Below are 25697 nucleotides of genomic sequence, written 5' to 3'. Positions count from 1 at the left end.
TGGAGTTGCAGTAATTCTTAACAGTTTAGTAACTCTAATGCCAGACTCAACGTAAGAAGGAATAAACGGTATCTTTTCAGGATTAAGCGGTTAGCTAATCCTGGTGGTTTAGGTGGGGGTATTATTAACTAAGAATTTTTCCTTAAAAATCATCTATAACTCAGCCTTGCCCAAGGAATGTGTGAATATTCTAAAATCTGAGGTTAGAAGCTTAAAATTATGACAACAAGACCAAGGTGAAGAACAAAGTTAACAGCAGGTTATTCCGTCAAAGCTTCCTTTACCCGGGTTACTTCACGGCGGCTAACGCTTAATAAATCCTCGCACGACTTTAGCCGCACCTGATATTGCTTGTCCTGTTGTACCACGGACTGCAGCTGTTCTTTATTCACCAAGGTATTACGGTGAATGCGTAAAAACACTCTTGGATACTGCTGCTCCAACTCCTTTAGACTGGTATCAAGCAAGACCTGCGTATCATGGCAAATGGCTTGCGTATACTTACCATCGCTGCAGCAGTAAATAATGTCAGACAAGTTTAGCTTTTTGGTTTGATGTCCTACCTTATAGCTAATGCTTTGCTGTTGCTGCCCTTTCACCTGCGCCTTATTAAGTTGGCTCAGTTTATTCACCACGATATCCAGCTCTTGGCGCTCCAAGGGTTTTAACAGATATGCAGCAGGCATCACCTTAAAGGCATCGAGGGCATGCTGAGGGTGAGCGGTTACAAACACAATAGCAGGCGGAATGGCCTGCTCGTTAATTTCTTGTGCCGCACTTAAGCCGTTCTTCCCCGGCATTTCAACGTCAATAAAGATCACATCGGGCTGCAATTGTGCCGCTAACTCAACAGCCTCCACACCATTATTCGCATACCCGATCACATCTATATGGGCGTGCTCGGCCAACAAGCGATTAAGGCGCTTTTGCGCCATGGGCTCATCATCAACGATCAAAACCTGCACTATATAAACTCCATTTTAGGCACCACCAACTTAACGCGATAACTATTCGCCAAACGGCGCGACCGCATGCTGGCCTGGCCGGCATAAATGATGCTCAGACGCTTTTGAATATTATCCAAGGCGATACCGTTGTGCGCTCGTGTTGTTGGTGTTGGCTGCGCACTCAAACTGTTACTAACAATAACAGTAGCACTTTGCTTACTAATATGTACCTCAACATCAATAACCCCACCCTTATCACTGCTCTCAATACCGTGAACCACGGCGTTTTCCAACAAGGGCTGTAGCGTTAAGCAGGGTAAAACCACCTCGGGGATTTCCTTGGGCAGATACCAGTTTACCTTTAGACGCTCGCCAAAACGCCACTGCTCCAGGGCAATATAGCGCTTGGCCAGAGCAAGCTCTTGCGCCAAAGTGCTTTGCTGACCCACCTGCATCGCCGCCCGGGATAAAGACGCCAGCGCCAATGCCGATTCCTCGGCGGCGTCGCTGTCTTCATGGGCCAACTCGGCTAGAGTGTTGAGGCTATTGAACAAAAAGTGTGGGCGAATACGGGCTTGTAACGCATCTAGCTGGGCTCGCGCATAGGCCGAATGCGCCTTGGCATGCTCGTTATAGATGGCCATAAACTGCACAAATAACGCCGCTACCAATAGGCTGATAGCACTGCTTTTAAACACAAACCAGTGAGAAAGCCGAGCATCGAGCAGTTCGAGATAGCTGATATACAAGGTGATAGCCAGGGTGCTCAGCACCAACACAGCAACCACGGCAAGCGCTTGCACAGAATTGTTTAGGTCAGGCTTAACTCGACTCAGAACATAAAGCGCAGCAATGCTGATGGAGGTAATAAATTGAATGAGCAGACTGCTCTGGCCAAGCACCAACCAGAAATTATCCGGTTGATACTCGCTGAAACTGATGATCAGGGCCAGCACCTGTGCCACGATCAAAGCGCTAAGTATACCGCGCGTTTGACACAAGGTGGTCAGTAAAGAATAAGAATTAGCTTGGGCTGATAACGACTGACTCATTAATCACCCCAAGTGCTTATCTAAGCTCTGCAGGAACGGCAAAGACTATATCTTCTTCACGTCCCGGGTTTTCCACCACCTGCTCACCGCCAAGTGATTTAAGGTGATTGACCACCTCTTTTACCAACACCTCTGGCGCCGATGCGCCTGCTGTTACGCCAACGCTATCAACATTTTGTAACCAGTTGGCATCAATGGAGCTGGCATCATCAATCAAATAGGCTGTGGTGCCCATCTTACTGGCCAGTTCGCGTAGGCGGTTAGAGTTGGAGCTATTCTTAGCACCGACAACTAAAAGCACATCAACCTTGTCTGCCAAATCACGCACCGCATCCTGACGGTTTTGTGTGGCGTAGCAGATATCGTCCTTACGCGGGCCATCGATATCCGAAAAGCGCTCACGCAATGCGTCTATCACATCGGCGGTATCATCCACCGACAAGGTGGTTTGGCTGCAGTAAAACAGCTTACTAGGATCTTTAACCTCAAGCTTGGCCACGTCCTCTGGGGTTTCCACCAGATAGATACCGCCTTCAGGGTTGTCGTATTGACCCATGGTGCCTTCCACTTCTGGATGACCCTGGTGACCGATCAAAATACATTCGGTGCCACGGCGTGAAGCCCGGGTTACTTCCATATGTACCTTAGTAACCAAAGGACAGGTAGCGTCAAATACTTTCAGCTCACGACGTTTGGCTTCCTGGCGTACCGCTTGCGATACTCCATGAGCACTGAAAATCACGATACTGTCATCGGGTACCTGATCCAGCTCTTCAACAAACACGGCGCCTCGGTCTTTTAGACCATTGACCACGTATTTATTGTGCACCACTTCATGACGCACATAGATGGGCGCCTCGAAAATATCCAAGGCACGCTCTACTATACTGATCGCTCTATCGACCCCGGCACAAAATCCGCGCGGGTTGGCTAACATGATTTTCATCAGTTAATTACCTCTAAGATCTCCACCTCAAACGTCAGCTTTTGACCGGCTAAAGGATGGTTGAAATCAATGGTCACCGACTCGCCTTGCACTTCACGCACTACACCCGGTAGCTCGGTGCCATCTGGCTGAGTAAAAGCAATAATTGCGCCCACCTTAGCTGGCGCTTCGGCGCTGAACTTGCTGCGATCCACATGATAAATGTTGTCCGGATTAGGTTGGCCAAAGGCATCCTCAGGCTCAAGCTCAAAGCTTTTTTCCTCACCGGCACGCAGGCCCAGCAAACACTTCTCAAAGTTTTCCGTCAGGCTGCCATCACCCATTACCAGTTTAGCAGGCTTGTTGTGAACCTTGGTGGAATCGGCGGCAGAGCCATCCGACAACTTGATCGAAAAATGAAACACTACTTCAGAATTAGCACAGATAATGGCTTCACTCATTGACCGACTCCTTTTTACTGCTTGATTTAAAGGCATCAATTAACAATAGCGCGGCACCAATACAGATGGCGCAATCGGCAATATTAAACTTGGGGTAATGCCAGTTCTGATAATACACATGAATAAAATCAATCACATAGCCATAAACCATACGATCATAAAGATTACCTAGGGCGCCAGCCAACACAAGGGCATAGGCACAGCCAAGTAATTTATTCGATGCGGGTAAGCGTTTAAGCCACCAGATCAGTAACACCGAAATCGCCACCGCAATGGCACTTAAAAACCAACGTTGCCAGCCACCGGCATCGCTTAAAAAGCTAAATGCAGCACCTGGGTTATGTACATAGGTAATATTAAAAACAGGCAGAATATCTATGGTCTGCCCTAAGGTCATGGTATTCACTACCAGGGTTTTGGTGGCCCAGTCGACCACCAAAAGCACCACAGTAAGTACCAACCAAATTAATCCATTACGCTTAGCTGACACATTCACTCCTACAGCTGAGATTATGCAAATTGACGTGTTTCGCCATCGCCATCAACGTTAGTAACACAGCGACCACACAGCTCCGCATGCGCTTCAACACTGCCTACATCATCACAATAGTGCCAACAACGCTCACATTTTTGTGCATTAGTGGCGGCCACGAATACGGCTAAGCCAGTCAATTCAGACTCTTCAATGTCAGCCGGCTTATCAACATGGGCAAGCACGGATACTTTAGAAGTCAGCAGCACAAAGCGCAGCTCGTCAGACAAGGCATCCAGTGTCGCTTTAAGCTCGTCATTGGCGTACAGAGTCACCTCTGCTTGCAAGGTAGCACCGATAATGTCTTCCTTACGGGCACTTTCCAGGACACGGTTTACCGCATCACGGACGGTCAACACGGTTTGCCATTGCTCATCAGAGAACTTACCTTCAACCGAAGTTAAACCTTCATACCAGGTAGCGGTAAATACAAACTCGCTGCGCTCACCCGGCAGCACCTGCCAGATTTCTTGAGCGGTAAAGCTTAGAATAGGCGCCATCCAACGTGTCATCGCCTCGGCAATATGGTACAGAGCGCTCTGACATGAACGACGAGCGTGCGAGTCAGCCTTGGCCGTATACTGACGGTCTTTGATCACGTCTAGGTAGAAAGAGCCCAGCTCGCCGGTACAGAAGTTCATTAGCTTCTGTGTAACCACAAGTAGCTGATACTCGTCATAGGCATTAACGATTTCTTCTTGCAACTGCGCCGCACGAGAGACGATCCAACGGTCAAGCTCAACCATGTCGGCCACATCAACCAAATCAGTGCTTGGGTTAAAGCCATTTAGGTTAGCCAGTAGGTAACGGCTGGTATTACGAATACGACGGTAACGATCCGCGGCGCGTTTGAAAATTTCATCCGATACCGTCATCTCTGCGGTAAAGTCGGTCGACGCCACCCAGAGACGCAGAATGTCGGCGCCCATTTTATTCATCACGTCTTGCGGTGAAATCACGTTGCCTAAAGACTTAGACATCTTACGGCCGTTTTCATCCACGGTGAAACCATGGGTCATCACCTGGCGGTATGGCGCGCGGCCATGAATGGCAACACTGGTCATTAGCGATGACATAAACCAACCACGGTGCTGATCCGACCCTTCCAGGTATAGATCCGCAGGTGAGCTCAGCTCATCGCGAGCATCCAGCACACAAGCGTGAGTTACACCCGAGTCAAACCACACGTCCAGAGTATCTTGTACTTTTACATAACGCTCGGCATCCGCACCTAATAGGGTTTCCGGCTCAAGGTCATACCATGCCTGAATGCCACTTTTTTCTACCAGTTGCGCCGCTTTTTCGATTAGTTCGCTGGTATTCGGGTGTAAATCACCCGTGTCTTTATCAACAAACAAAGCAATCGGCACACCCCAGGTACGCTGACGCGAGATACACCAGTCCGGGCGACCTTCAACCATGTTTTCGATACGGCTTTCACCCCAGCTTGGCAACCACTCTGTCTTCTTGATTTCAGCCAGTGAATCCTGACGCAAGCCCGCTTTATCCATGGCAATAAACCACTGCGGCGTAGCACGGAAGATAATAGGCGTTTTATGGCGCCAACAATGTGGGTAGCTGTGCTGAAGCGCATGGTGATGCAACAAGGCACCTTTTTCTTGCAGCAGCTCAATCACATTCGGATTGGCTTTAAATACGTGCTGACCGGCGAAAATAGGTGTATCCGGAAGATACACACCGTTAGCACCAACCGGGTTCGCCACTTCAAGGCCATAGGCAAGACCTGCCGCATAGTCTTCTTGACCATGGCCCGGCGCGGTATGAACGATACCTGTACCCGAGTCCGTAGTAACGTGGTCGCCAAGAATAACCGGTACATTGAATTCTAAAAATGGGTGCGCTGCTTGCAGGTTTTCAAGGGCAGAACCTTTGGCATAACCAAGCGTGTGGAAATGCTTAAAGCCAAAACGGTCCATACAATCTTTAACCAGTTCAGAGCCAAGCACTAAACGCTGTTGTTGACCTTCGTCTTCTACCTGAACTAAGGCATATTCAAGATTAGCGTGTACCGCTACAGCACGGTTTGCTGGCAAGGTCCAAGGCGTTGTGGTCCAAATCGCGGTGGCGATGCTGCCTGTGCCCTTGTGCTCTGCGCTCAACGCAAATGCCGCTTCAACGGCCTGCTCATCGGCGAACACAAACTTCACATCGATGGCTGGCGACTGCTTGTCTTGGTATTCAACCTCAGCTTCGGCCAGGGCCGAACCACAATCCGTACACCAGTGTACCGGCTTAGCACCCTTATGCAGGTGACCCTTGTCGATAATACGACCTAAAGTACGGATGGCATTGGCTTCGAAATCGAAGTTCATGGTCAGATACGGGTTGTCCCACTCACCGAATACGCCCAGGCGTTTAAAGTCGGCTTTTTGACCTTCCACCTGCTTGGCGGCGTAGTCACGACATTTTTGTCTGAATTCTGCGGCTGTTACCTTGTGACCCGGCTTGCCTACTTTTTTCTCTACCATTAATTCAATTGGCAGACCGTGACAGTCCCAGCCCGGCACATACGGGGCATCGAAATCCGACAGGGTTTTCGACTTGATAATCACGTCTTTTAGGATTTTGTTTACTGAGTGACCTAGGTGAATGTTGCCATTGGCATAAGGAGGTCCATCATGCAAGATGAAAGACTTCTTACCTTTTTTTGCGGCGCGAATTTGTCCGTACAAGTCTTGCTCGTACCATTGCTTTAACATTTGCGGTTCGCGTTGGGCTAGGTTGCCACGCATTGGAAACTCGGTTTCCGGTAAGTTTAAGGTATGTTTATAGTCGCTCATTAATCCTACTTTCCGTATCGGCTACAGACTGCCGCTCTGGGCGGTGGTCGCTAAAGTAAAAAACTGCTTTGCCGCGATGGCATCGTGCTTAATTTGCTGCACCAATTCATCGAAGCCATTAAATTTTTGTTCGTCGCGAAGCTTATGTTTAAGCTTCACTTCTATAAATTGTCCATAAATCGACTGGGCAAAGTCGAACAAGTGTACTTCCAACAAGGCCCGGGTACCATTAAATGTAGGTTTGTTACCTACATTTGCTACCCCATTGTAGGTGCGCCCGGCTATCACCGCCTGCACCGCAAAAACGCCATTAAGAGGGCATACCTGGCGTTTAAGGGCGACATTGGCGGTCGGAAAACCCAACTCGCGACCTTTTTTCCAACCATGGATCACCCGGCCACTGATGGCATAGTCATGACCCAGCATGGTTTTCGCCAGTTGCAAGTCTCCCGCTTTCAAGGCGGTACGAATAGCAGTGCTGCTCACTCTGGCATTGGCTTTTTTAAAGCTTTCCGTGCTTTTTACCGCCATACCGGCGCCCTTGCCCAGCTCTTGCAGCAAAGAAAAGTCACCTTCCCTGCCACGTCCGAAGCGAAAGTCATCGCCCACGGTCAGGGCCTGTACGCCCAGCTTGTCAATCAACACTTGCTGTACAAAATCAGCAGCGGCTAAATTGGCAAATTTGCGGTTAAAGCTGACACAGATCACCCGCTCAACCCCAAGCTTGGCAAGTAAAGCCAGCTTATCACGCAGTCGCGTTAGCCGTGCCGGAGCCTGATCTTTACAAAAGAACTCCTGTGGCTGCGGCTCGAAGATCATCACTGTGCTGGGTAGGTTTAACGCCTTGGCGTCCTCTAGTAACCCCTTGATCACCTCAACATGGCCTAAGTGCACTCCATCAAAGTTACCTATGGTGAGTACACAGCCGTGATGCTGGTCGCGTATATTGTGGATTCCGCGTATAAGCTCCATCGCTCAAAATGCCTTGTCTTTGCGCACTACTGCTGACGAAAGTGCTCGATTATAATCTTTTTTTTAATGTGATTCAGTAGTTGCCACATTTTTTATCGTACTTGGGCGCACACCAAAAATAAAAAGCATACCAAAGTAAGTGCTTGCCGCCGCCCCTATCAGGCCAGCCAGCAGCATTATCTGCTCAAGCAAGGGCCAATCTTGCCACGCAAACTGGGCTTGCACCAGGTAAACCAGGATACCCATAACCACGCTAGCAATAAGGCATTTACTGCTAAAGGCCAAACTAAAGCGGGAAAAATGATACACCTCGTCCTTGGCCAGCTGACGATACAGCAAAAAGGCATTACAAGTAGCCGACAGCGCCGTGGCCAGAGCCAATCCCAGATAACCGATAAAGGGTGCCAACATAAGGTTAAACACCATGTTCAGCGCCATGGCGATAATACCAATGCGCACCGGAGTACGGGTATCCTGACGGGCATAAAAGCCAGGCGCCAATACCTTAATGAGCATAAAGCTCACCAGGCCCACCGCGTAGGCGGCAACACCTAAGGCCACAGCCCTTACATGGTCTTCACCGGCACTGGCAAAGGCGCCATGGTCGAACAGCACGGTAATGATCAGCGGGCTGATGAGCATCAAGCCAACCATGGCCGGCAGTCCAAGGAAAATCACAAAGCGCACGCCCCAGTCCAGAGTAACCTGGAAGTCCGAACCTTTATCGCCGGCATGTAATTTTGACAGCGTCGGCAAGATCACCGTGGCAATGCCTATGCCAAATAGCCCGAGTGGGAATTCAATTAAGCGGTCGGCGTAATAAAGCCAGGCAATGGAGCCGGTCACCAGGAAGGACGCTATAACCGTATCCAAGAAGAGATTGATTTGCGACACCGACACCCCGAACAGCGCCGGGATCATCAGGGTTCTTACCTTTTTCACCCCTTCATCATGCCAGCCCCAACGGGGCCGAACCAACATCTTGGCGCGATATAAAAAGGGGATTTGAAATGCCAGTTGCACCACGCCACCGACAAAGACACCTATGGCCAACGCATAGGCCCCGACATCGAATTGCTGATGCAGAAAAATAGCACAGCCAATAATGGCCACATTAAGCAGCACCGGGGTAAAGGCGGCCACCGCAAAACGGTTATAAACGTTTAAAATGGCGCCACTGAAGGCCACCAAGGAGACGAAGAATAAATAGGGAAAGGTCCATTTCAACAAGCTTGAGGCAAGCAGAAACTTTTCCCCATCGGCGCCACCTTGATACCAGTCCACAAACCAACCGGCACCAAACAGCGCGGCAATTATGGGCGAGCCTATCACCCCAAGCAGGGTAACAATAATTAATATGGTGCCCAGGGTGCCGGCGGCGTGGGCGACAAAAAGCCGTACCGCGTCATCCCCTTGTTGTTCTTTTATCTCGCTCAGAACTGGCACAAAGGCCTGCGCAAACGCACCTTCGGCGAATAAGCGACGTAAAAAGTTGGGAATGCGATTAGCGAATAAAAATACGTCGGCACTGGCATTGGCACCCAATAGATTGGCCACCACCGCATCGCGTACTAATCCTAATACCCGCGAAATCATTGTCATGGCACTGACAATCATACCGGAACGAAACAAGCTGTTAGCCACACATCCTCTCTTGGGCCGACATTAATTGCGGCATTATGCCAATAAAAGCCGAGCGAATACAGCGCTGGTCGCCGCTCATTTGCTTTGCTATAATCCGCCGCGGTCACAGGCCATTAACTGCAATAACAAACCAAATTTTATTGGGTATAGGGTGCGCTAACCCGCTATAGCACCTTATATATGTGTCTCCCGGTAGGCATTGGCGATTCGTTACTCCTGCAGTTGGCTGTGCCACGTGAGTAAATTTGATTGACAAATTGAAAAAAAACGGGCATAGTCCACGGCCTTTAAATATAAGCTTTATTTAAGATTGTTAGGAGCAAACCTTGGCTAACATCAAGTCTGCAAAGAAACGCGCTGTAACCAGCGAAAAACGCCGTCAGCACAACGCAAGCCGTCGTTCAATGATGCGTACATACACAAAGAAAGTAATTGCTGCCATCCAAGCTGGTGACAAAGAAGCTGCACAAGCGGCTTTCGCAGTAGCTACACCTATTTTAGATCGTTACGCAACTAAGGGTCTAATCCACAAAAACAAGGCAGCTCGCCATAAGAGCCGTCTTGCTGCTAAGATCAAAGCGCTATAATTTAGCTCTTAATCTAGCAAAAAAACCGGCCTAGGCCGGTTTTTTTATGTCTGCAAATCAATCACGTTCGAATAAACACATGATTAAGCAGGCGCGGTATACACCTGCTCCCCATTTCTTGAGTTGCCTCTTAGGCAAACTCTATGCTGGGATAAAACTTTTTCAGCATCGCCGCAATCTTCTTTGGTGAAAAGGGTTTCACCACAAAACCTTTGGCGCCCTTGTCTATGGCATCCTTTACATTATCAATAGTAGAATGCGCGCTAACCATCACTACCTTGGCCTCGGGCAAAATAGCGTTAATGTCGGCTATCATCGCCTTTCCGTCACCATCGGGCAGTTCGATATCTAAAAATACAATCTGGTAACGCTTTTGCGCACAGGCCGACATACATTGCGCCGCAGTCGCTGCTTCATCGACATCGTCTATCCCTAAATGCATCAAGGTTTGGTTGAGAAAACTCCGTACCGTGCCAACATCATCCACTATTAATATTGCTATATCGTCCATTGAAACTTCCTAACTTATCCTACTGAATGGGGCAATCCTAAGAATTAACTTAGATAACCAAACTACACTAAAAACCGCCCTTATTATAGAGCGATGCGACTGTTAGGCCAAGCATCTGCCAGCGCCTTGGTAACCAAGCTTACGAGGTAGAAATGACGGGGCGCTTAACTGCCTTATTAAACATTAAGCAAACTTATGTTTATTCTATCGACTTAACCTCAATCAAGTTCCCTATATAGTCATAAAGAAAACGCTAGCCTGCATTAGTTCTAATCAGTAATGCATCATTATCTATTTTTTCAGATGCTAAAAAAAATGATGAACGCCTCCTTAACCACTGATTTGCAGTCATTTACCCCCCTGAATTGGCAATTATCCTGATTTTACCTGAATTCCTTTATTGTCCGGCTAATGCCCAACGGCCCAGATCCTGCACCTCAATATGGATGTATTCTCACTCTGAGCGCATTAAATTTCAGATTAATAAAACTTATCCGAAAATGATATTTTTTTTAGTTTGTTTGCACCCATAATGGCTCGCATAATAGCGCCTCTTTTTTAGTCCTATTACACTTTGGAGTCGAGCAACTTGGACGTCAACCTTGGAATTCAAATCATACTTGGAGCACTGGCTATTGGCGCTTTCTTTATTAGTCATGGCACCCTGCTGCGTATCGCCGCAAGTATCGCCATTGGTTTGTTATTTTTTGTCCATGCTCAGCAGTTGGTTACACCTAATGGTTTGACTAACATTACCCTAGTGTTAATTAATACCTTCTATTTATTTAAGGTATACACCAGCCGCGTTGGCCGCACTCTAGTCTAAAACAGCGCGCAAAAATAACGCACTTGGTACCACGGCACAAAAATGCTGTGGTACAAGTCAAATAAAATAGGCTAACATCAGCCTAGCTGTAATTTATTTGGCCGAGGCGATTATGAACTCTTCTTCTCCAGCACGCGACAGCGACCTATTTGCTGAGTTTATGGGCGATGTTACCCCCATGGCAAAGCCAGATACCGTCAGTTATTTTCAACGCTCATCTAAACCCACGCTTGCACAGCAGGAGAAACGTCGGGCAGCGGAGCAAGCGATCCAGTTCGATGACAACCTGCTCGCAAGCGAACATGTTGAACTGCTCGATCCCCATGATTTTCTAGCCTTTAAAAAATCCGGTGTGCAAGAAGGCGTGTATAAAAATCTGCGCCTTGGTAAATATGATGTGGATGCCACCTTAGATTTGCACGGTCAAACCCTGATCCAGGCACGCAAGGCCATGTATGAAACCATTACCGACTGCCATGAACGGAATATTCGCGTATTACTGATAAGGCACGGCATTGGAGAAAAGAGCCAGCCCCATAGAGGCCTGCTAAAAAGCTATGTGAACCATTGGCTGCAGCAACTCGATTGTGTTTTGGCTTTCCATAGCGCCCTAAAATGCCACGGCGGCCTTGGCTCCACCTATGCATTATTGAAAAAAAGTGCGCAGAAAAAACTGGAAAACCGAGAACTGCACGCCAAGCGCTAAGACTCGAATATCAGGCAAAAAAAAGCCGAGCTCAGCTCGGCATTTTTATGCATTGGAATGGTAGTGTTCTAGCCCTAGACCTTATAAAGGCATGGCGTTAGCTTGGTTGAACCAGGCCGCTAATCCGAGAAAAGCAACCCAAATCAATATATAGCTAAACTTAGCTCCACCTTGATTGTGTTTCATAACGCTTCCCACTTGGCTTAGCCTTTTAGCGGCTAAGATTATTATTATTATTTTTTACATCAAGTATGTAACGGCACACACTATAAGCAAGCGGCAAAAAATTAACAAGCTGTTTACTTAGACAGTAGTAATTTAGTATTGCCGCTGCCTGTCTATGCAATGGAGCAAAGCTTCGCCCCGCTGTAAGCGCTGATAATTAGTCACCACCTGCTCAACCACGGTATCTATCCTGCTTAGCGCACTGCAATGGGGAGTGACGATCAGGTTTGGAGTTTGCCAAAACATGTGCTCTGCGGGCAAAGGCTCCTGATTAAAGACATCGAGAGATGCGCCACCAAGTTGCTGCGCTTGCAGCGCCGCCAGTAAATCCTCTTCCACCACATGGGCACCACGGCCAACATTTATCACTACCGCATGATCGGGCAGTTTAGCCAGCAAATCGGCATTGATTATCCCTCTTGTTTGCTCGGTCAAGGGCAAAATACACACCAGATAATCGCTTTGTGCCAACATGGTATTCAGACCCAGTTCACCATGAAAATGCTGCACCTCATCACTATCGGTTTTAGCGCCATTAGAATAAGCCATCACAGAGCAACCATTAGCGCTTAAACGCTTGGCTATGGCTTGCCCAAGTTGACCAAAACCCAGCAAACCCACCCGATTATGAGAGCGTACTCGCTTGGGCCGCCAAACTTGCTGCTCTTGCTGATGCATATAACGGGGCATATTGGTTTTATGCAGTAACACCTGAGTTAATACATATTCGGCCATATCCGCAGCCAACTCAGGGTCGACAATGCGACCGACGGGCAGGTGCGCGGGAATAGCCGCCAAGTTCAATCCATCGACACCGGCACCAAAAGACATTACCGCGCGCACATTCGGCAACTGCGACCATAATTCTTCAGGTACCTGCCAGCCGAGCACCATGTCTACGCCCTCGGCATCAACTATATTCGGCCATACCTGTACCTTATCAGCCCCCAATTGCGCCTGAAGCTGGGCTTCTAAACGCTCGATATTACGATTAGGAATGGCTAACAATAAGCTCATCGACTACTCCCGAACAATAAAAAAGAGCAGTATCACATAGCCTTAGTGCAGCGTCACTAGGCTATTTTGCAATGGCCGCTTTAACCCTCGCCCAGTCTTAAAACTGTCACTTATTTTACACCTTAGTGTCATGGTCGATTTTTAATCTAGCTATTATTTCGTTGCCAAAGGGCACAGTATGATCAGCATTGATAAGGTCGTAGAAGATAACCTACCGAGTTTAGCAAACTCACCCAAGGTAAAGGGGCTGGTTAAAAAAGGCCTGGGTTATTTGTTACATGAGCAGGAGTTTGTTGCTTTTGGTGATAATTACCCACACTTACAGGGCCTGGAGTTTATCGAGCAAGTTTTAGAAGAGCTGGATTTCAGCGCCCGATTTAACTCCGCGCAACTGGACAATATTCCCAGCGAAGGGCGCTTGGTAATAGTGGCTAACCACCCTATCGGCTCACTTGATGCCCTGGCATTGATCAGCGTGTTGGCGCGAGTCCGCCCGGATATCAAGGTGGTCGCCAACCGCTTACTGATGAGTGTCACGCCCATGCACTCCTTATTATTGCCGGTGGACAATATGTCCGGCAACAGCCGTAAAAAAGAGCTGGGCGCTATTCATCAACATCTTAAGGGTGAAGGAGCCCTGTTGATTTTCCCCGCCGGGGAGGTATCGCGTTTGCGCCCAACCGGCGTCAAGGACTGCACCTGGAACCACGGCTTTTTGCGCATAGCTAAAAAAGCCAGCGCCCCTGTTTTGCCAATTTTAGTTAAGGCCAAGAACAGCCCGCTGTTTTACGGCACCTCGATGATCTACAAGCCGCTGGCCAGCCTCTTGTTAGTCAAGGAAATGTTCAAGCAAAGACAAAAGTCGCTGGAATTTGAAATTGGCGCCGCCATAGTGCCCAAGTCATATCTGCTTGATAACCTCAACGATAAAGAGATCAGCCGCCTGATCCGCAAACAGCTTTATCGTCTTGGCACGAAAAAGCCTGAGCTATTAAAAACTCAGACGCCCATTGCCCATGCCGAATGCCGCAAGGCCTTGGTATCGGCCCTTAATGACTGCGAGCGTTTGGGAGAAACTCAGGACGGCATGCATATTTATCTGTATCAGTATCAGGGCAGCTCGGCGCTGTTTCGCGAACTTGGCCGTCTGCGGGAAATCGCCTTTCGCGCCGTGGGCGAAGGCAGTGGCAAACGTCGCGATATAGACAAATATGATATGGACTATCATCACCTCTTGCTTTGGGATCCAAAGCAGCTGGAGTTAGTAGGCGCTTACCGACTGGCCTGTGCCGACGAAATCATCAATAAACAAGGGCGTCAGGGCCTGTACACGGACAGCCTGTTCGACTACGAGCCGGGCATGGATGAATATTTCCAGCAAGGCATAGAGCTCGGGCGCAGCTTTGTGCAACCAAAGTACTGGGGCCGCAAGAGCCTGGATTATTTATGGTTTGGCATTGGTGCCTTCGTTAGCCGCTACCCCAAGTACCGCTATCTATTCGGCGCCGTCAGCCTCTCTAATGCACTGCCGGAAAATGCCAAGGAGCTGCTGGTGTACCACTACCAACATTATTATGGACAAGTGCAGCAACTGGCTATTCCTAAACATGAGTTTAAACACAGTGACGATACTCAGGCCTATGCGCAAAGCCTGTTCTGCGGAAATGATGTTAAAGCGGACTTTACCGAGTTAAAGCATATTTTGGCCAATATGGGCGCCCAGGTGCCAACCCTGTTCAAGCAATACACTGAACTTTGCCAGGAGGACGGGGTCTCATTTTTAAGCTTTAGTGTCGACCCTGACTTTAATAACTGTATCGACGGCCTGGTATTGGTCGATATGGCCAAGCTGAAAGAGAAAAAGGCGCAGCGCTATCTCACCAATGATGCCCTGATCGCCCGTACAAAAGAAAACTAGTTAACAGATTCCCCCAACCACAAAAAAGCCGGTTTTCACACCGGCTTTTTCATCTCTTAATTACAGTGCCCACTCTTAAGAGCAGGCAAACACCTGCTTTAGCGTCTGGGCATAAATATCGGTAATAGCAGTAAGATCCGCCAATGCAACCCGCTCATTATCCTGATGGATGGTGTGGTTGCGTACACCACACTCCACCACCTGAGTGTGCTCGTTGGCAAAAAAGCGCCCATCGGATGTGCCGCCACTGGTGCTGAGCTTAGGATAACTGTGAGTACAGGCATAAATGGCGCTTTCCAATACCGCAATCAGATCGATATTGCCACCACCGGAGGTGTAATAAGGCTCACAAGGGCGCTCCCAACTGATTTCAATCTCATTTAACCAGGGCGCCAGGGCCTGATTGACCATGTCCTGCACATCATTACTGCGATAACCATGGCTATAGCGCACATTAAAGGTCAGCTGGCACTGGGCTGGCACCAGATTATCCAAACTGTTAGGCACATGCAGGCCGGTCACCTGTAATGTGGTTTTCGAGCCCTCAATATCCTTATGCCAGTGAATTTGTTGCAGCGCCACCGCCAATTGCGCACCAATATGCGCGGCATTGACCGTATGCTCAGGATAGGCAACATGTCCGGCGCGACCCTTAACACTAATACGCGCCGACAAGGCGCCACGACGACCATTTTTGATGGTATCACCGGCATGCAAATCAGCGGTGGGCTCGCCGACAAGACAGGCGTCTAAACGCACACCCTGATTTGCCAGATGCTTAGCAATCTCGGCACTGCCAAACTCGGCCTCGCCCTCTTCATCCGAGGTGATCAACCAATAGAATTGGCCCTGAGTCGGCTTAGCCGCCAATAAGCGATCGGTGGCCGCCAGCATGGCCGCGACCCCGCCCTTCATATCCGCGGCACCTCGACCATAAATTTCGCCATCGATAATGTCGCCAGCGAAAGGATCGCAGCGCCAACGCTCGGCGGCGGCTGGTACCACATCTATATGGCCGCAAAACGCAAAGGCACTCCCTGGGCCAAACTCGTATTTAGCTATCAGATTGCTCACCCCTTGGCACTCAAAGAGCTCACAACTAAACCCCCGCTGTGTAAGTTGCTGATCAAGCCAGGCGATGGCGCCGGCCTCATTGGGAGTAACCGAGGGAAAACGAATAAGCTGTTGCAAGTACACAAGCTCATCCGCAAGATTCGAAACCTTTGCCTTAAGGCGAGCAGCGTTCGACATAAAATGCTCCATAACATGGCGTTAAAGCCATTACAGCGCCTTTTTATGACAGCCTTATGTCAACTTTTTGCCTTATAACCGACGCAAAGTTTAATCTAAATCAAAGATCCACCGAGGCGATACGCAAACGCGGATGAAAGCTTGATCTAGAACAGTTTTTATTTTCCAACAGCCCTGATAATGGCGCCATCTGCACAACAAATTTAAAATTTCTACTTAGGAAGATGAAGATGAAAAAAACACTTAGCGCAGCTTTAGTTGGCCTTTTACTTGGAACCTCTTCTCTTGCTCACGCAAACCTGAGCATTAATGTGGGTGCCATTAATGTAAACCCAGACAGCGAAGTGTCTAAAATCGACCAAGATCCAACGCTTGGCCTAAACGTTGATGACGATACGCAGCTGGGTATTACCATCGACTACGCCCTAAACGACAACTGGGTGTTAGAGCTAATCGCAGCCACGCCATTTAGCCACGACGTGGACGGTCGTACCGGTCTTAAAGGCGCATCAATCGGTGAAGTTAAACACTTACCACCTACGCTTCTTGGCCAGTACCACTTCGGTCAGGCCGGCGATAAGTTCCGCCCATTCGTAGGTGCCGGTATTAACTACACCATCTTCTTCGATGAGCAAGCGAGCCAAGATCTTAAAACCGTATTGGGTACAAACGACGTAGAATTAAAGCTAGACGACTCATTGGGCCTTGCCGCTCAGGTTGGTTTTAACTACGCGCTGGACAAAAACTGGGGTCTACACGGCATGGTCAGCTACATGGATATCGACAGCGACGCAAGCGTTTATGCTGATGGCGTTAAGGCACTGACCGTTGACGTTAAAATCGACCCTGTTGTTGCCATGTTCGGTGTACGTTACAGCTTCTAAATACCAATTCTGTTAAGTATGTGAACAGATATAGCGCTGAATAAATGATGTGATAACAAGGCGGAGTTTTTCTTATGTAGTTATTCTACATACAAAAATTCCAACGCAGTGAGCACGATATTTAGCCCGCTAGAATGATTAGCTATTTAAGTGAATTGGTATAACCAAGCCCACACTTGCTAATGTAAGCAAAGCAAAAGCGACTAACCCTGATTAGTCGCTTTTTTTTGTTCCAGCATGGCCTTCCAATGCTCTATCTCCGGCGGCAAAACCGGCGTTTCACCCTTATAACCAGTCAAGGCCACTATCTCTTCAACATCCACCACACCTTGGCGGCTGCGAAATACGCCGCGCACATAAGCAATGGCATGTAAGCCTTTCTCTGTTGTAAATTTTTGTTCGATATAGAAGTACTTATGATCCCAGCCCACCAAGCGTGTGGACACGGTGAATTTTTGCCATGGCTTAATATCGCGAATATAGGTGATGGCGGTAGCATTAACTATAGGAAACCAGCGGCGCTTCATCACCGCCCCCAGCATGCCCAGTCGCTCTGTCATCCAGGTGCGGGCAATATCCATCAAAGCCAAATAGCGGGAATTAGTCAGATGCAGATTAATATCACAATCCAGGGGCCAGGCGCGAAAGTCGATATCCACGGATTCCAGTAAAGATTGGCGCGCTTTATTACGTTTAATCTTAAAAAATAACCACAACAGCCGAAAATATAGGTTCAAGGTGTGCTCCTAGAGATCCATTAAAACAGGTAAGACCAGCATGGTATCACCGCTTTAATAAAAGCTCACCTATTGCTTTACCCCATTAAAACATACCAGCAAGGCATTGAATCCATTACCTTCATAGGTAAGGGCATATAAAAATGGGCACCCTAAGGTGCCCATCTAAAATAATTTGGCAAAAACTGCCGATTACACTTTTACGGTCTTTCGGTTAATACCGTATTCGCGCAATTTGTTGGCTACCGCGGTGTGACTGAGTCCTAAGCGTTTAGCCAACTGCCGTGAGCTTGGGTAAGCAGGATAAAGCTTGCGCAACAAGGTGGCTTCGAAACGCTTAACCGCCTGATCTAAACTGCCTTCAAAATCCGACTCCAGGTAACCCAGATCATTGGTAAAGGTCGGCAATTGCAGATGCTCTACGGTCAGCTCACTGTCATCGAGTAAGGACACGGCACGATAAATGGCATTTTCCAACTGGCGGACATTGCCCGGCCAAGGGTACTGCTGCAAATACTCTATGGTTTCTTCACTTAAGGTGGGAACCGGAGCACCATTTTGCTGCGCATATTTTTGCACAAAATGCTCGGCCAGCGGGCCAATATCGGCCTTGCGATCGCGCAGTGGCGCAATGTCCAAGGTCAATACATTGATGCGGTAATAGAGATCTTCACGGAAGGTTCCCTCTTGCACCATGGCCGGCAGGTCTTTTTGTGTCGCGGCAATAATACGCACGTTAACCTTAACCTCGTTTTCATCACCGACCTTGCGGAAAGTGCCGTCCTGCAAAAAGCGCAGCAACTTGGTTTGCAGCTGAGATGACATCTCCCCCACTTCATCGAGGAAAACCGTGCCGCCATCTGCCTGCTCTAACACCCCGCGCTTTGGCGCGGCGTTGTCTTCATAGCCGGCATAACCAAAGAGTTCAGACTCGGCAACATCATCGGGAAGCGAGGCACAAGACAGGGCAATAAAGGGCTTAATAGAACGGTTCGACGCATAATGGCAGGCCCGCGCCAATAGTTCTTTACCGGTACCGGTTTCGCCGGTGATCAGAATGGGCGCTTCTAACTGCGCCATCTTTCGGCTTCACGCACGGTGCGGCGCATGGCCGTTGAATAGTTATGTATGGTGGCAAAACTTTCCTGACCGTAACGACGAAACGCGCTAACCTGCTGTCCCAATCGGCTTTGCGATTTGATGTTGATCACCGCACCGGCCAGGGCATTTTGGTCATCCCCTTGCGGGACGGATATTGGCAGAATATCGGCGATAAAGTCTTCCCCGCCCACTTCTACCCGAGTGGTTTGTCCCAACACTTCTTTACCCTCAAGCCAGCGGGTAAAGTTAAAGCCTTTAAGCAGGTTATTTATGTTGGCACCCACAGCTTCCTGCTCTGTCATTTGCAAATCGCGACAGGCGGCGGCATTGCACAGGCGCACCCAGCCCTTGTTATCGATAGAGATGACGCCATCGGGCAGCGCACTGAGCAGGGTATTAAGTTCATTATGCTCACGTTCCGAGGGTAAAAACGCCGTGGTCCGCACATCCTCAACGCCATGAATAAGGCGAATGGACGGCATGATTTTTTGAAACTGTTCAAACTCAATGGGCGGGAAACTAACATACATGCGGCAATTCTTGGCATCTACCTCAATGCCTTTTAAATCAACCTGATAGTTAACCAGTATATTTAGTACCTCTTGGGCGATACCAATTCGGTCCTGACAATAAATTTCAAGACGCATGTGTTCCTCAGTCGCGGTTTATCTGTGTGGCTGGCGCAATCATACGCTAAATTAGCAATAATTGGGTAGCAAATTGTAAAGATTACTGCACAAACTTGCTAATGCCATATTGCCGAGGCGTGACGTCCTCTGCACATAATGGTTCATTTATCGTTAATTCATAACTCTTCCCCTGATGCCAGTGGGTATGTATACTGTGGCGCGTTTGTCGCTAGGATAAAGTGGCGCCCGCGCTACCAGCCAGGTAGTTTGCCGCTCTTTTATCCTGCCGATACAGGCCAGCTATCTGGGTTCATCAAGGGTTTCCATCCAAGGTTTCACCTGAGGTTTACAGTAGCAAAAGCAACAATAATAAGGCCTCACAAATAGCAGCGATGCCCAGCATTGCAAAATAATAAATTTGTAAGTTAGGAAGTATTTTTAATGAGTTCAGTACCAAAAACAGGTGATTTTCTAGGTCACCCTAAGGGGCTCTTCCTGCTGTTCTTCACAGAAATGTGGGAACGCATGAGCTACTACGGTATGCGCGGTATTTTCGTGCTTTACCTTTCTACTATTGCTACCGCTGCCGCCATGGGCTGGGATATGTCCTACTTCGGCATCGACCCAATGTCAGCAGGCGCCGACGAAGAATATCAAAAAGCATTGAATTCAAATGCCCTGAGCATCTTGGGTTTCTATGCCTTCTTAGTATATGTAACGCCAGTACTTGGCGGTTGGTTTGCAGATAACATCTCGGGCCAGCGTAAAGCCATTATCACAGGTGGTGTGATCATGGCCCTGGGTCAATTTGCCCTGGGTACACCGCATGCCATGGTTCCAGGCCTAGAGCTTGAATTTATGTACCTGGGTCTTGGTCTACTTATTATCGGTAACGGTTTCTTCAAACCAAATATCTCGACCATGGTAGGCGACCTTTACTCTGAAGGTGACAAACGTCGCGATGGCGCATTTACCATCTTCTACATGGGTATCAACCTGGGCTCTATCCTGGGCTACTTCGTAGTTGGCTCTATCGGTGAGAAATTTGACTACCAGTACGGCTTCTTAACAGCCGGTGTAGGTATGCTTCTTGGTGTTATCCTGCAGCTGTCTCTTGCTAACAAGTACCTGGGTAATATCGGTACCGTGCCTGCGGCAAAGCAAGGCGGTGACGACAACCAAGGCGCTGCTAAAAAACCTCTTACTAATGAAGAGCGTGACCGCATCAAAGTAATTTTGATCATGAGCTTCTTCACCATCATTTTCTGGGCCGGCTTCGAGCAGGCTGCGGGCTCAATGAACCTTTTCGCTAAATACAAAACTGACCTGGTATTCTTTGGTTGGGAAATGCCGGCGAGCTGGTTGCAAGCAGTTAACCCTATTTTCATCATCTTGCTAGCACCTATTTTTGCCAGCTTCTGGATCCGTATGGGTGATAGAGAGCCGGATTCACCGCGCAAGTTTGCCCTGGGTATGTTCTTCCTTGGCCTGGGCTTTATCTCCATGGTGGGTGCGGCACTGCAAATCGGTGACGATGCCAATACCAAAGCCCATGTGATCTGGTTAGTTATGGCCTATGTATTCCACACCATGGGTGAGCTATGTTTATCGCCTATCGGTCTGTCTATGGTATCTAAGCTAGCGCCACTGAAGTACACCTCACTCCTTATGGGTATGTGGTTCTTCTTCTCGGGTATCGGTAACTACGCGGCCGCTGAAATCGGTAAGCTGGTTGGTGATGCTGGCCCATTAAGCACCTTCGGTGGCGTGGCCATCATGGCGTTCCTCGCTGGTATCTGCTTATGGTTAATGGCTGACAAGCTAGTTGACTGGATGCATGGTGCAGAAGGTACGCATGACGAAGAGCAGCTGCTAGAAGAAGAATTAGAACTCACAGGTGAGAAGCAGTAATTCTTCCATAGAAGTCAAGAAAGGCGCCTTAGGCGCCTTTTTTATTACCCGATTTAACGAAAAGCTTACACCAGCAGGATATCGTACACCTTTATTTACACTTAACCCATTAGTTAATTAGCCCCCCACTCTTTCGCTTTCGAACAAATTCTCCGATTATGCGCTCAAACAATTATGGCTTGATGGCAATGGCGGCGCTTTATTTTCAGCAACGACCTTTACCGCTAGAGCCTAGCCAAACACACAGCAAGTGGAGCTAAATCATGAGTGAAGTAAATAACCCATTAGGCCTTAAGGGCATCGAGTTTACCGAGTACGCAACACCAGATGCGGACTATATGGACAAGATCTTTACCGACTTTGGCTTTTCAAAGTTAAAGAAATTCAAAGATAAAGACATCCTTTACTACAACCAAAACGACATTCATTTCCTATTGAACAACGAGCGCGGCGGCTTCTCTGCAGAGTTTGCTAAGAGCCACGGTCCGGCCATTTGTTCTATGGGTTGGCGTGTAGAAGATGCACAAAAAGCATTCGACACTGCCGTTGAGCGCGGTGCAAAGCCTGCAACCGATTCAACGCACAAAGACATGCCTTACCCTGCTATCTACGGTATCGGCGACAGCCTGATTTATTTCATCGACCAGTTCGGTGACAAGGGCAGCATCTACGACACTGACTTCGTAGACCTAGAAGACCAAAATGTAGTAGAAAGCAAAGGCTTTATCCGCATCGACCACCTGACCAACAATGTGTACAAGGGTACGATGGAAACATGGGCTAACTTCTACAAAGACGTATTTGGCTTTACCGAAGTACGTTACTTCGACATCAAAGGTCAAAAAACAGCCCTATTGTCTTACGCCCTTAAATCACCATGTGGCACCTTCTCGATTCCAATCAACGAAGGTAAAGACAACAACAACAACCAGATCGATGAGTACCTAAACGAGTACAATGGCCCGGGTGTACAGCACTTAGCCTTCCTTACTGACGATCTTGTCGCCTCACTTGATAAACTTGATCAAAGCAACATCGCGACCTTGGATATCGTAGATCACTACTACGACACCATCTTCGACCGTGTTCCTTGGGTTAAAGAAGATAAAGAGAAGATCAAACAGCACCAGATCCTGGTAGATAGCCAAAGCGAAGATTGTTACCTGCTACAAATCTTCACCAAGAACCTATTTGGTCCTATCTTCATTGAGATGATCCAGCGTGTTGATGATGGCGGCTTCGGTGAAGGTAACTTCCAGGCTCTGTTCGAGTCTATCGAGCGTGACCAAGAGCGCCGTGGCGTTATCTAAGCGCCCCCAAATCTAGCGCCAAAAAGCAGCGTCCACCTTTGTGTGGGCACTGCTTTTTTAAGTTCCGAGCCCTTGTTTTTTTTATTCTTGGCTCAATAACAGATAAAAGCTTTAGCAAAAGGAATAACTCATGCAACTCAATGAAACGCACGATATTAATCTGACCAGCTGGGTCAGCTCTGCGAACGACGGCAAAACTGATTTCCCAATCCAAAACTTGCCTTTTGCCACCTTTCGCCGCGCCGGTAGCAGCGAAGCATTCCGTGGTGGCGTCGCCATTGGTGATCAGGTAGTAGACTTAGCCGCCGTGGCCAAACTCGGCATTTTCAGCGGTCTTGCCCAAGAAGCCGTTGAAGCCGCGTCACAAACCAGTCTAAATGCCTTTATGGCCATGGGTCAGGCGCACTGGTCGGCACTGCGTCTTGCGCTTTCACAAGCATTGCGCACGGGTAGCAAGCACGAGCAAGCACTAAGCGACGCTTTGATTGCCCAAACAGAAGTAGAATATGACCTGCCATGTCATATCGGCGACTACACCGACTTTTATACTTCTATCTACCACGCCACAGCGGTAGGCAGCCTGTTCCGTCCGGACAACCCTTTACTGCCTAACTACAAGTGGGTACCAATCGGTTACCACGGCCGTGCTTCAAGCATAGGCGTGAGCGGTCAAACCTTCCCTCGTCCTAAGGGCCAAACTAAGGCTCCGGATGCGGATACACCGACTTTCGGCCCTTGTAAGCGTCTGGACTACGAGCTAGAGCTGGGTATTTACCTTGGTAAGGGTAACGAGCTGGGCGAGTCAATCGCGCTTGATGATGCAGACGAGCACGTATTTGGCTTCTGCCTATTTAACGATTGGTCGGCGCGTGATTTACAAGCCTGGGAATATCAGCCGCTAGGCCCATTCCTGGCGAAAAACTTCGCTTCAACCGTATCTCCTTGGGTTGTGACCAATGAAGCGCTTGTACCTTATCGCTTGGCCTGGACTCGCGACGAGAACGAGCCGCAACCGCTTGAGTACCTGGAATCGGCCAAAAACCGTGAACAAGGTGCCCTTGATATTCAAATGGATGTAGCGGTAGAGACCGAAAAAATGCGCGCCGAAGGCACGCCAGCGGCCAAGCTGTCACAATCAAGCTTTAAGCATTCATACTGGACAGTAGCGCAAATGGTTGCGCACCACACAGTAAACGGCTGTAACTTTAACGCCGGTGATATGCTGGGTTCGGGCACTCAGTCTGGTCCTGAGCATGAAGAAGCGGGCTCGCTACTTGAGCTATCGCGCGGCGGTAAAGAGTCGCTTGACCTGGGTAACGGTGAAAGCCGTAAGTTCCTGGAAGACGGCGATACCGTGATCATGCGCGGCTGGTGTGAGAAGCAAGGCTTCGCACGCATCGGCTTCGGCGAATGTCGCGCCACCGTTTTACCTGCCAACTAATAGATTGCCAGGTAGTTTCCCCTTCCCAGTTGACGGCTTATCTAGCTTGGAAGGATAACTAATAAAAATGCAGCTTTCGTGCTTTTGACCACGATAAGCTGCTTTTTTTTGCGGTCAATTACAATTTTTTGCTGGATTTTTAAACTCACCTTGTTATCTTAGCAGGGTTTTTATCAGTAATTTGTCCTTATGAAGTTTAATCTATCATACTTTATTACTAAGCACTTCCCTGCACGGCAGCTCTTAATTCGCCAAGAGGGTGAAGTGAAAGTGGTTGAGCTAACCACCAAAAAGCAGTGCACCATGGCGCTTAGTGCTTTCGTATGTGTTGCTTCACTTGCCTCTTTTGGTGCTTATAACTTCTGGCAGCAAAGCGCATTGCAATTAAGCAGCGGCGATGTGGTTGCTGAAAATGAGCAATTGCGTCAGCAAATCGCTGCGGCAAAGCAGCAACAAGAGCAATTTATTGCCCAGTTGAGCCAACTGGAGCAACGCCAGCAACTGACACAGAATGTACTGGCTTCCTTGCCCGCATCTTTGTTGCCGGAACAAGGTATTCCCTTTGAGGCCAGCGATACGCCTTCGGCGGATACTGGTGTCGATGAGCGTTTAGCAACGCTACAGCAGCGTCAATACGACACCTTCTCCCTACTCGACCAAGCCATAGTCAAGCGTGAACAAATGCTTGGTGCTGCCATTGCCCGTGCAGGCCTACCCAGCACTGTGATGGATGAGCTGATCGCTAAAAGCGAGGAGCAGGTGGCTCAGGGCGGCCCGCTGGAATTACTCGATACCGATGAGCAGGACACCAGCTCACTCAGCGTGGTCGATAAGCTGTTGACCCTTAACCAGCTAGAGTCCATGTTGGCGCAGGTGCCGCATATGTTACCTGCAGCAGATTACTATATTTCCAGCAGCTTCGGCCTGCGTAAGGATCCCATGAATGGTCGTCGCGCTATGCACAAAGGTGTAGACTTGGCGGCATGGCGTAACACTGAAATTTTTGCCCCTGCGGATGGAACCGTAGTGCGAGCCGGGCGTAACGGTGGTTATGGGCGTTTTATTGAAATAGAGCATGCCAATGGCTTTACCACGCGCTTTGGGCATTTAAATAAAATTCACGTTAAGCGTGGAGATCTCGTCACTAAGGGGGAGGTCATCGCCTTAATGGGAAGCACCGGTCGCAGTACCGCAACTCACCTCCATTACGAAGTGTTGCACAATAATAAACATATCAATCCGGTCAAAATCACCAAGGCATTAACCGATGTTTTCAAAGAACAAAGATACACAGAAGAGTAGTCCCGTT

At 48.7% G+C, this 25697-nt stretch carries 21 protein-coding genes and 1 pseudogene; 9 read left to right on the top strand and 13 right to left on the bottom strand.

Going from position 1 to position 25697, the window contains the following annotated elements:
- Nucleotides 1–260 precede the first annotated feature (260 nt).
- From C2M34_RS12150 to murJ, 8 genes are all read right to left on the bottom strand, one after another.
- Complete coding sequence (locus C2M34_RS12150; RefSeq protein ID WP_105258940.1) at nucleotides 261–965, bottom strand: LytR/AlgR family response regulator transcription factor; 705 nt, start codon at nucleotides 963–965, stop codon at nucleotides 261–263.
- Nucleotides 965–1999 (bottom strand): sensor histidine kinase, encoded by a 1035-nt coding sequence (locus tag C2M34_RS12145; protein ID WP_105258939.1) that lies wholly within the window; start codon nucleotides 1997–1999, stop codon nucleotides 965–967. Before C2M34_RS12145 ends, C2M34_RS12150 begins: the two co-directional genes overlap by 1 nt.
- 16 nt (nucleotides 2000–2015) lie before the next feature.
- The gene (gene ispH, locus C2M34_RS12140) at nucleotides 2016–2945 is read right to left on the bottom strand and encodes a 4-hydroxy-3-methylbut-2-enyl diphosphate reductase (RefSeq protein WP_105200975.1); all 930 of its coding nucleotides are present in this window, start codon (nucleotides 2943–2945) and stop codon (nucleotides 2016–2018) included.
- Nucleotides 2945–3385 (bottom strand): FKBP-type peptidyl-prolyl cis-trans isomerase, encoded by a 441-nt coding sequence (gene fkpB / locus C2M34_RS12135; RefSeq protein WP_105258938.1) that lies wholly within the window; start codon nucleotides 3383–3385, stop codon nucleotides 2945–2947. The genes ispH and fkpB overlap by 1 nt, the downstream gene beginning before the upstream one ends.
- Nucleotides 3378–3875: a signal peptidase II gene (lspA, locus tag C2M34_RS12130; RefSeq protein WP_442792493.1), complete on the bottom strand. Its 498-nt coding sequence runs from the start codon at nucleotides 3873–3875 to the stop codon at nucleotides 3378–3380. The genes fkpB and lspA overlap by 8 nt, the downstream gene beginning before the upstream one ends.
- Nucleotides 3876–3895: 20 nt before the next feature.
- Nucleotides 3896–6718 (bottom strand): isoleucine--tRNA ligase, encoded by a 2823-nt coding sequence (gene ileS / locus C2M34_RS12125; protein WP_105258937.1) that lies wholly within the window; start codon nucleotides 6716–6718, stop codon nucleotides 3896–3898.
- Nucleotides 6719–6739: 21 nt separating this feature from the next.
- Nucleotides 6740–7690, bottom strand: coding sequence for a bifunctional riboflavin kinase/FAD synthetase (gene ribF / locus C2M34_RS12120; RefSeq protein ID WP_105213068.1), 951 nt, complete (start codon nucleotides 7688–7690; stop codon nucleotides 6740–6742).
- Nucleotides 7691–7753: 63 nt separating this feature from the next.
- Nucleotides 7754–9334, bottom strand: a complete 1581-nt coding sequence (gene murJ, locus C2M34_RS12115; protein WP_105258936.1) for a murein biosynthesis integral membrane protein MurJ — start codon at nucleotides 9332–9334, stop codon at nucleotides 7754–7756.
- A 326-nt stretch (nucleotides 9335–9660) separates the two neighbouring features.
- Between murJ and rpsT the strand changes: the two genes are divergently transcribed.
- Nucleotides 9661–9921: a 30S ribosomal protein S20 gene (gene rpsT / locus C2M34_RS12110; protein WP_105190149.1), complete on the top strand. Its 261-nt coding sequence runs from the start codon at nucleotides 9661–9663 to the stop codon at nucleotides 9919–9921.
- Between the two features lie 130 nt (nucleotides 9922–10051).
- Here the strand turns inward: rpsT and C2M34_RS12105 are convergent, their stop codons facing one another.
- On the bottom strand, nucleotides 10052–10432 hold the full coding sequence (locus tag C2M34_RS12105; protein WP_105200969.1) for a response regulator: 381 nt from the start codon (nucleotides 10430–10432) through the stop codon (nucleotides 10052–10054).
- A gap of 589 nt (nucleotides 10433–11021) precedes the next feature.
- Here C2M34_RS12105 and C2M34_RS12100 point away from each other — a divergent pair.
- Both C2M34_RS12100 and smrA read left to right on the top strand, forming a co-directional pair.
- Nucleotides 11022–11258: a hypothetical protein gene (locus C2M34_RS12100; RefSeq protein ID WP_105200968.1), complete on the top strand. Its 237-nt coding sequence runs from the start codon at nucleotides 11022–11024 to the stop codon at nucleotides 11256–11258.
- 112 nt (nucleotides 11259–11370) lie between these two features.
- Nucleotides 11371–11964 (top strand): DNA endonuclease SmrA, encoded by a 594-nt coding sequence (gene smrA, locus C2M34_RS12095; RefSeq protein WP_105259287.1) that lies wholly within the window; start codon nucleotides 11371–11373, stop codon nucleotides 11962–11964.
- A 318-nt stretch (nucleotides 11965–12282) separates the two neighbouring features.
- Here the strand turns inward: smrA and C2M34_RS12090 are convergent, their stop codons facing one another.
- Entirely contained in the window at nucleotides 12283–13206 is a 924-nt protein-coding gene (locus tag C2M34_RS12090; protein WP_105213070.1) for a 2-hydroxyacid dehydrogenase, read from the bottom strand.
- A 178-nt stretch (nucleotides 13207–13384) separates the two neighbouring features.
- On the opposite strand from C2M34_RS12090, the gene C2M34_RS12085 reads away from it, so the two are divergent.
- Nucleotides 13385–15124 (top strand): GNAT family N-acyltransferase, encoded by a 1740-nt coding sequence (locus C2M34_RS12085; RefSeq protein ID WP_105258935.1) that lies wholly within the window; start codon nucleotides 13385–13387, stop codon nucleotides 15122–15124.
- A gap of 75 nt (nucleotides 15125–15199) precedes the next feature.
- On the opposite strand, the gene dapE is transcribed toward C2M34_RS12085, so the two are convergent.
- Nucleotides 15200–16375 (bottom strand): succinyl-diaminopimelate desuccinylase, encoded by a 1176-nt coding sequence (dapE, locus tag C2M34_RS12080; RefSeq protein ID WP_105259286.1) that lies wholly within the window; start codon nucleotides 16373–16375, stop codon nucleotides 15200–15202.
- Between the two features lie 230 nt (nucleotides 16376–16605).
- Here dapE and C2M34_RS12075 point away from each other — a divergent pair, with 230 nt between their 5' ends.
- A complete protein-coding gene (locus tag C2M34_RS12075; RefSeq protein ID WP_105200965.1) occupies nucleotides 16606–17259 on the top strand; it encodes an OmpW/AlkL family protein in 654 nt (217 codons plus the stop codon).
- 203 nt (nucleotides 17260–17462) lie between these two features.
- Here C2M34_RS12075 and C2M34_RS12070 read toward each other — a convergent pair whose 3' ends face one another.
- Nucleotides 17463–17996, bottom strand: a complete 534-nt coding sequence (locus tag C2M34_RS12070) for a thioesterase family protein (RefSeq protein ID WP_105258934.1) — start codon at nucleotides 17994–17996, stop codon at nucleotides 17463–17465.
- A 192-nt stretch (nucleotides 17997–18188) separates the two neighbouring features.
- Nucleotides 18189–19744 (bottom strand): annotated as a pseudogene (gene tyrR, locus C2M34_RS12065) (transcriptional regulator TyrR).
- A 423-nt stretch (nucleotides 19745–20167) separates the two neighbouring features.
- Between tyrR and C2M34_RS12060 the strand changes: the two are divergent.
- From C2M34_RS12060 to C2M34_RS12045, 4 genes are all read left to right on the top strand, one after another.
- Nucleotides 20168–21637, top strand: a complete 1470-nt coding sequence (locus tag C2M34_RS12060; protein ID WP_105200963.1) for a peptide MFS transporter — start codon at nucleotides 20168–20170, stop codon at nucleotides 21635–21637.
- 263 nt (nucleotides 21638–21900) lie between these two features.
- Complete coding sequence (hppD, locus tag C2M34_RS12055) at nucleotides 21901–22947, top strand: 4-hydroxyphenylpyruvate dioxygenase (RefSeq protein ID WP_105258933.1); 1047 nt, start codon at nucleotides 21901–21903, stop codon at nucleotides 22945–22947.
- 130 nt (nucleotides 22948–23077) lie between these two features.
- Nucleotides 23078–24388, top strand: coding sequence for a fumarylacetoacetase (gene fahA / locus C2M34_RS12050; RefSeq protein WP_105258932.1), 1311 nt, complete (start codon nucleotides 23078–23080; stop codon nucleotides 24386–24388).
- 189 nt (nucleotides 24389–24577) lie between these two features.
- A complete protein-coding gene (locus C2M34_RS12045) occupies nucleotides 24578–25690 on the top strand; it encodes a M23 family metallopeptidase (RefSeq protein WP_105258931.1) in 1113 nt (370 codons plus the stop codon).
- Nucleotides 25691–25697: the final 7 nt, after the last annotated feature.

This window comes from Pseudoalteromonas sp. T1lg88 (assembly GCF_002964765.1).
Classification (GTDB): Bacteria; Pseudomonadota; Gammaproteobacteria; order Enterobacterales; family Alteromonadaceae; genus Pseudoalteromonas.
Note: the sequence above shows the minus strand (reverse complement) of the source record. Positions and strands in the feature narration are given on the sequence as shown.

Bases quoted from the DNA above. Each gene is read 5' to 3' on its own strand.
- smrA (WP_105259287.1), top strand. From the start codon at position 11,371: ATGAACTCTTCTTCTCCAGCACGCGACAGCGACCTATTTGCTGAGTTT.
- fahA (WP_105258932.1), top strand. From the start codon at position 23,078: ATGCAACTCAATGAAACGCACGATATTAATCTGACCAGCTGGGTCAGC.
- C2M34_RS12145 (WP_105258939.1), bottom strand. From the start codon at position 1,999: ATGAGTCAGTCGTTATCAGCCCAAGCTAATTCTTATTCTTTACTGACC.
- C2M34_RS12075 (WP_105200965.1), top strand. From the start codon at position 16,606: ATGAAAAAAACACTTAGCGCAGCTTTAGTTGGCCTTTTACTTGGAACC.
- ileS (WP_105258937.1), bottom strand. From the start codon at position 6,718: ATGAGCGACTATAAACATACCTTAAACTTACCGGAAACCGAGTTTCCA.
- ribF (WP_105213068.1), bottom strand. From the start codon at position 7,690: ATGGAGCTTATACGCGGAATCCACAATATACGCGACCAGCATCACGGC.
- C2M34_RS12085 (WP_105258935.1), top strand. From the start codon at position 13,385: ATGATCAGCATTGATAAGGTCGTAGAAGATAACCTACCGAGTTTAGCA.
- dapE (WP_105259286.1), bottom strand. From the start codon at position 16,375: ATGTCGAACGCTGCTCGCCTTAAGGCAAAGGTTTCGAATCTTGCGGAT.
- C2M34_RS12090 (WP_105213070.1), bottom strand. From the start codon at position 13,206: ATGAGCTTATTGTTAGCCATTCCTAATCGTAATATCGAGCGTTTAGAA.
- hppD (WP_105258933.1), top strand. From the start codon at position 21,901: ATGAGTGAAGTAAATAACCCATTAGGCCTTAAGGGCATCGAGTTTACC.
- fkpB (WP_105258938.1), bottom strand. From the start codon at position 3,385: ATGAGTGAAGCCATTATCTGTGCTAATTCTGAAGTAGTGTTTCATTTT.
- C2M34_RS12105 (WP_105200969.1), bottom strand. From the start codon at position 10,432: ATGGACGATATAGCAATATTAATAGTGGATGATGTTGGCACGGTACGG.
- C2M34_RS12045 (WP_105258931.1), top strand. From the start codon at position 24,578: ATGAAGTTTAATCTATCATACTTTATTACTAAGCACTTCCCTGCACGG.
- ispH (WP_105200975.1), bottom strand. From the start codon at position 2,945: ATGAAAATCATGTTAGCCAACCCGCGCGGATTTTGTGCCGGGGTCGAT.
- C2M34_RS12060 (WP_105200963.1), top strand. From the start codon at position 20,168: ATGAGTTCAGTACCAAAAACAGGTGATTTTCTAGGTCACCCTAAGGGG.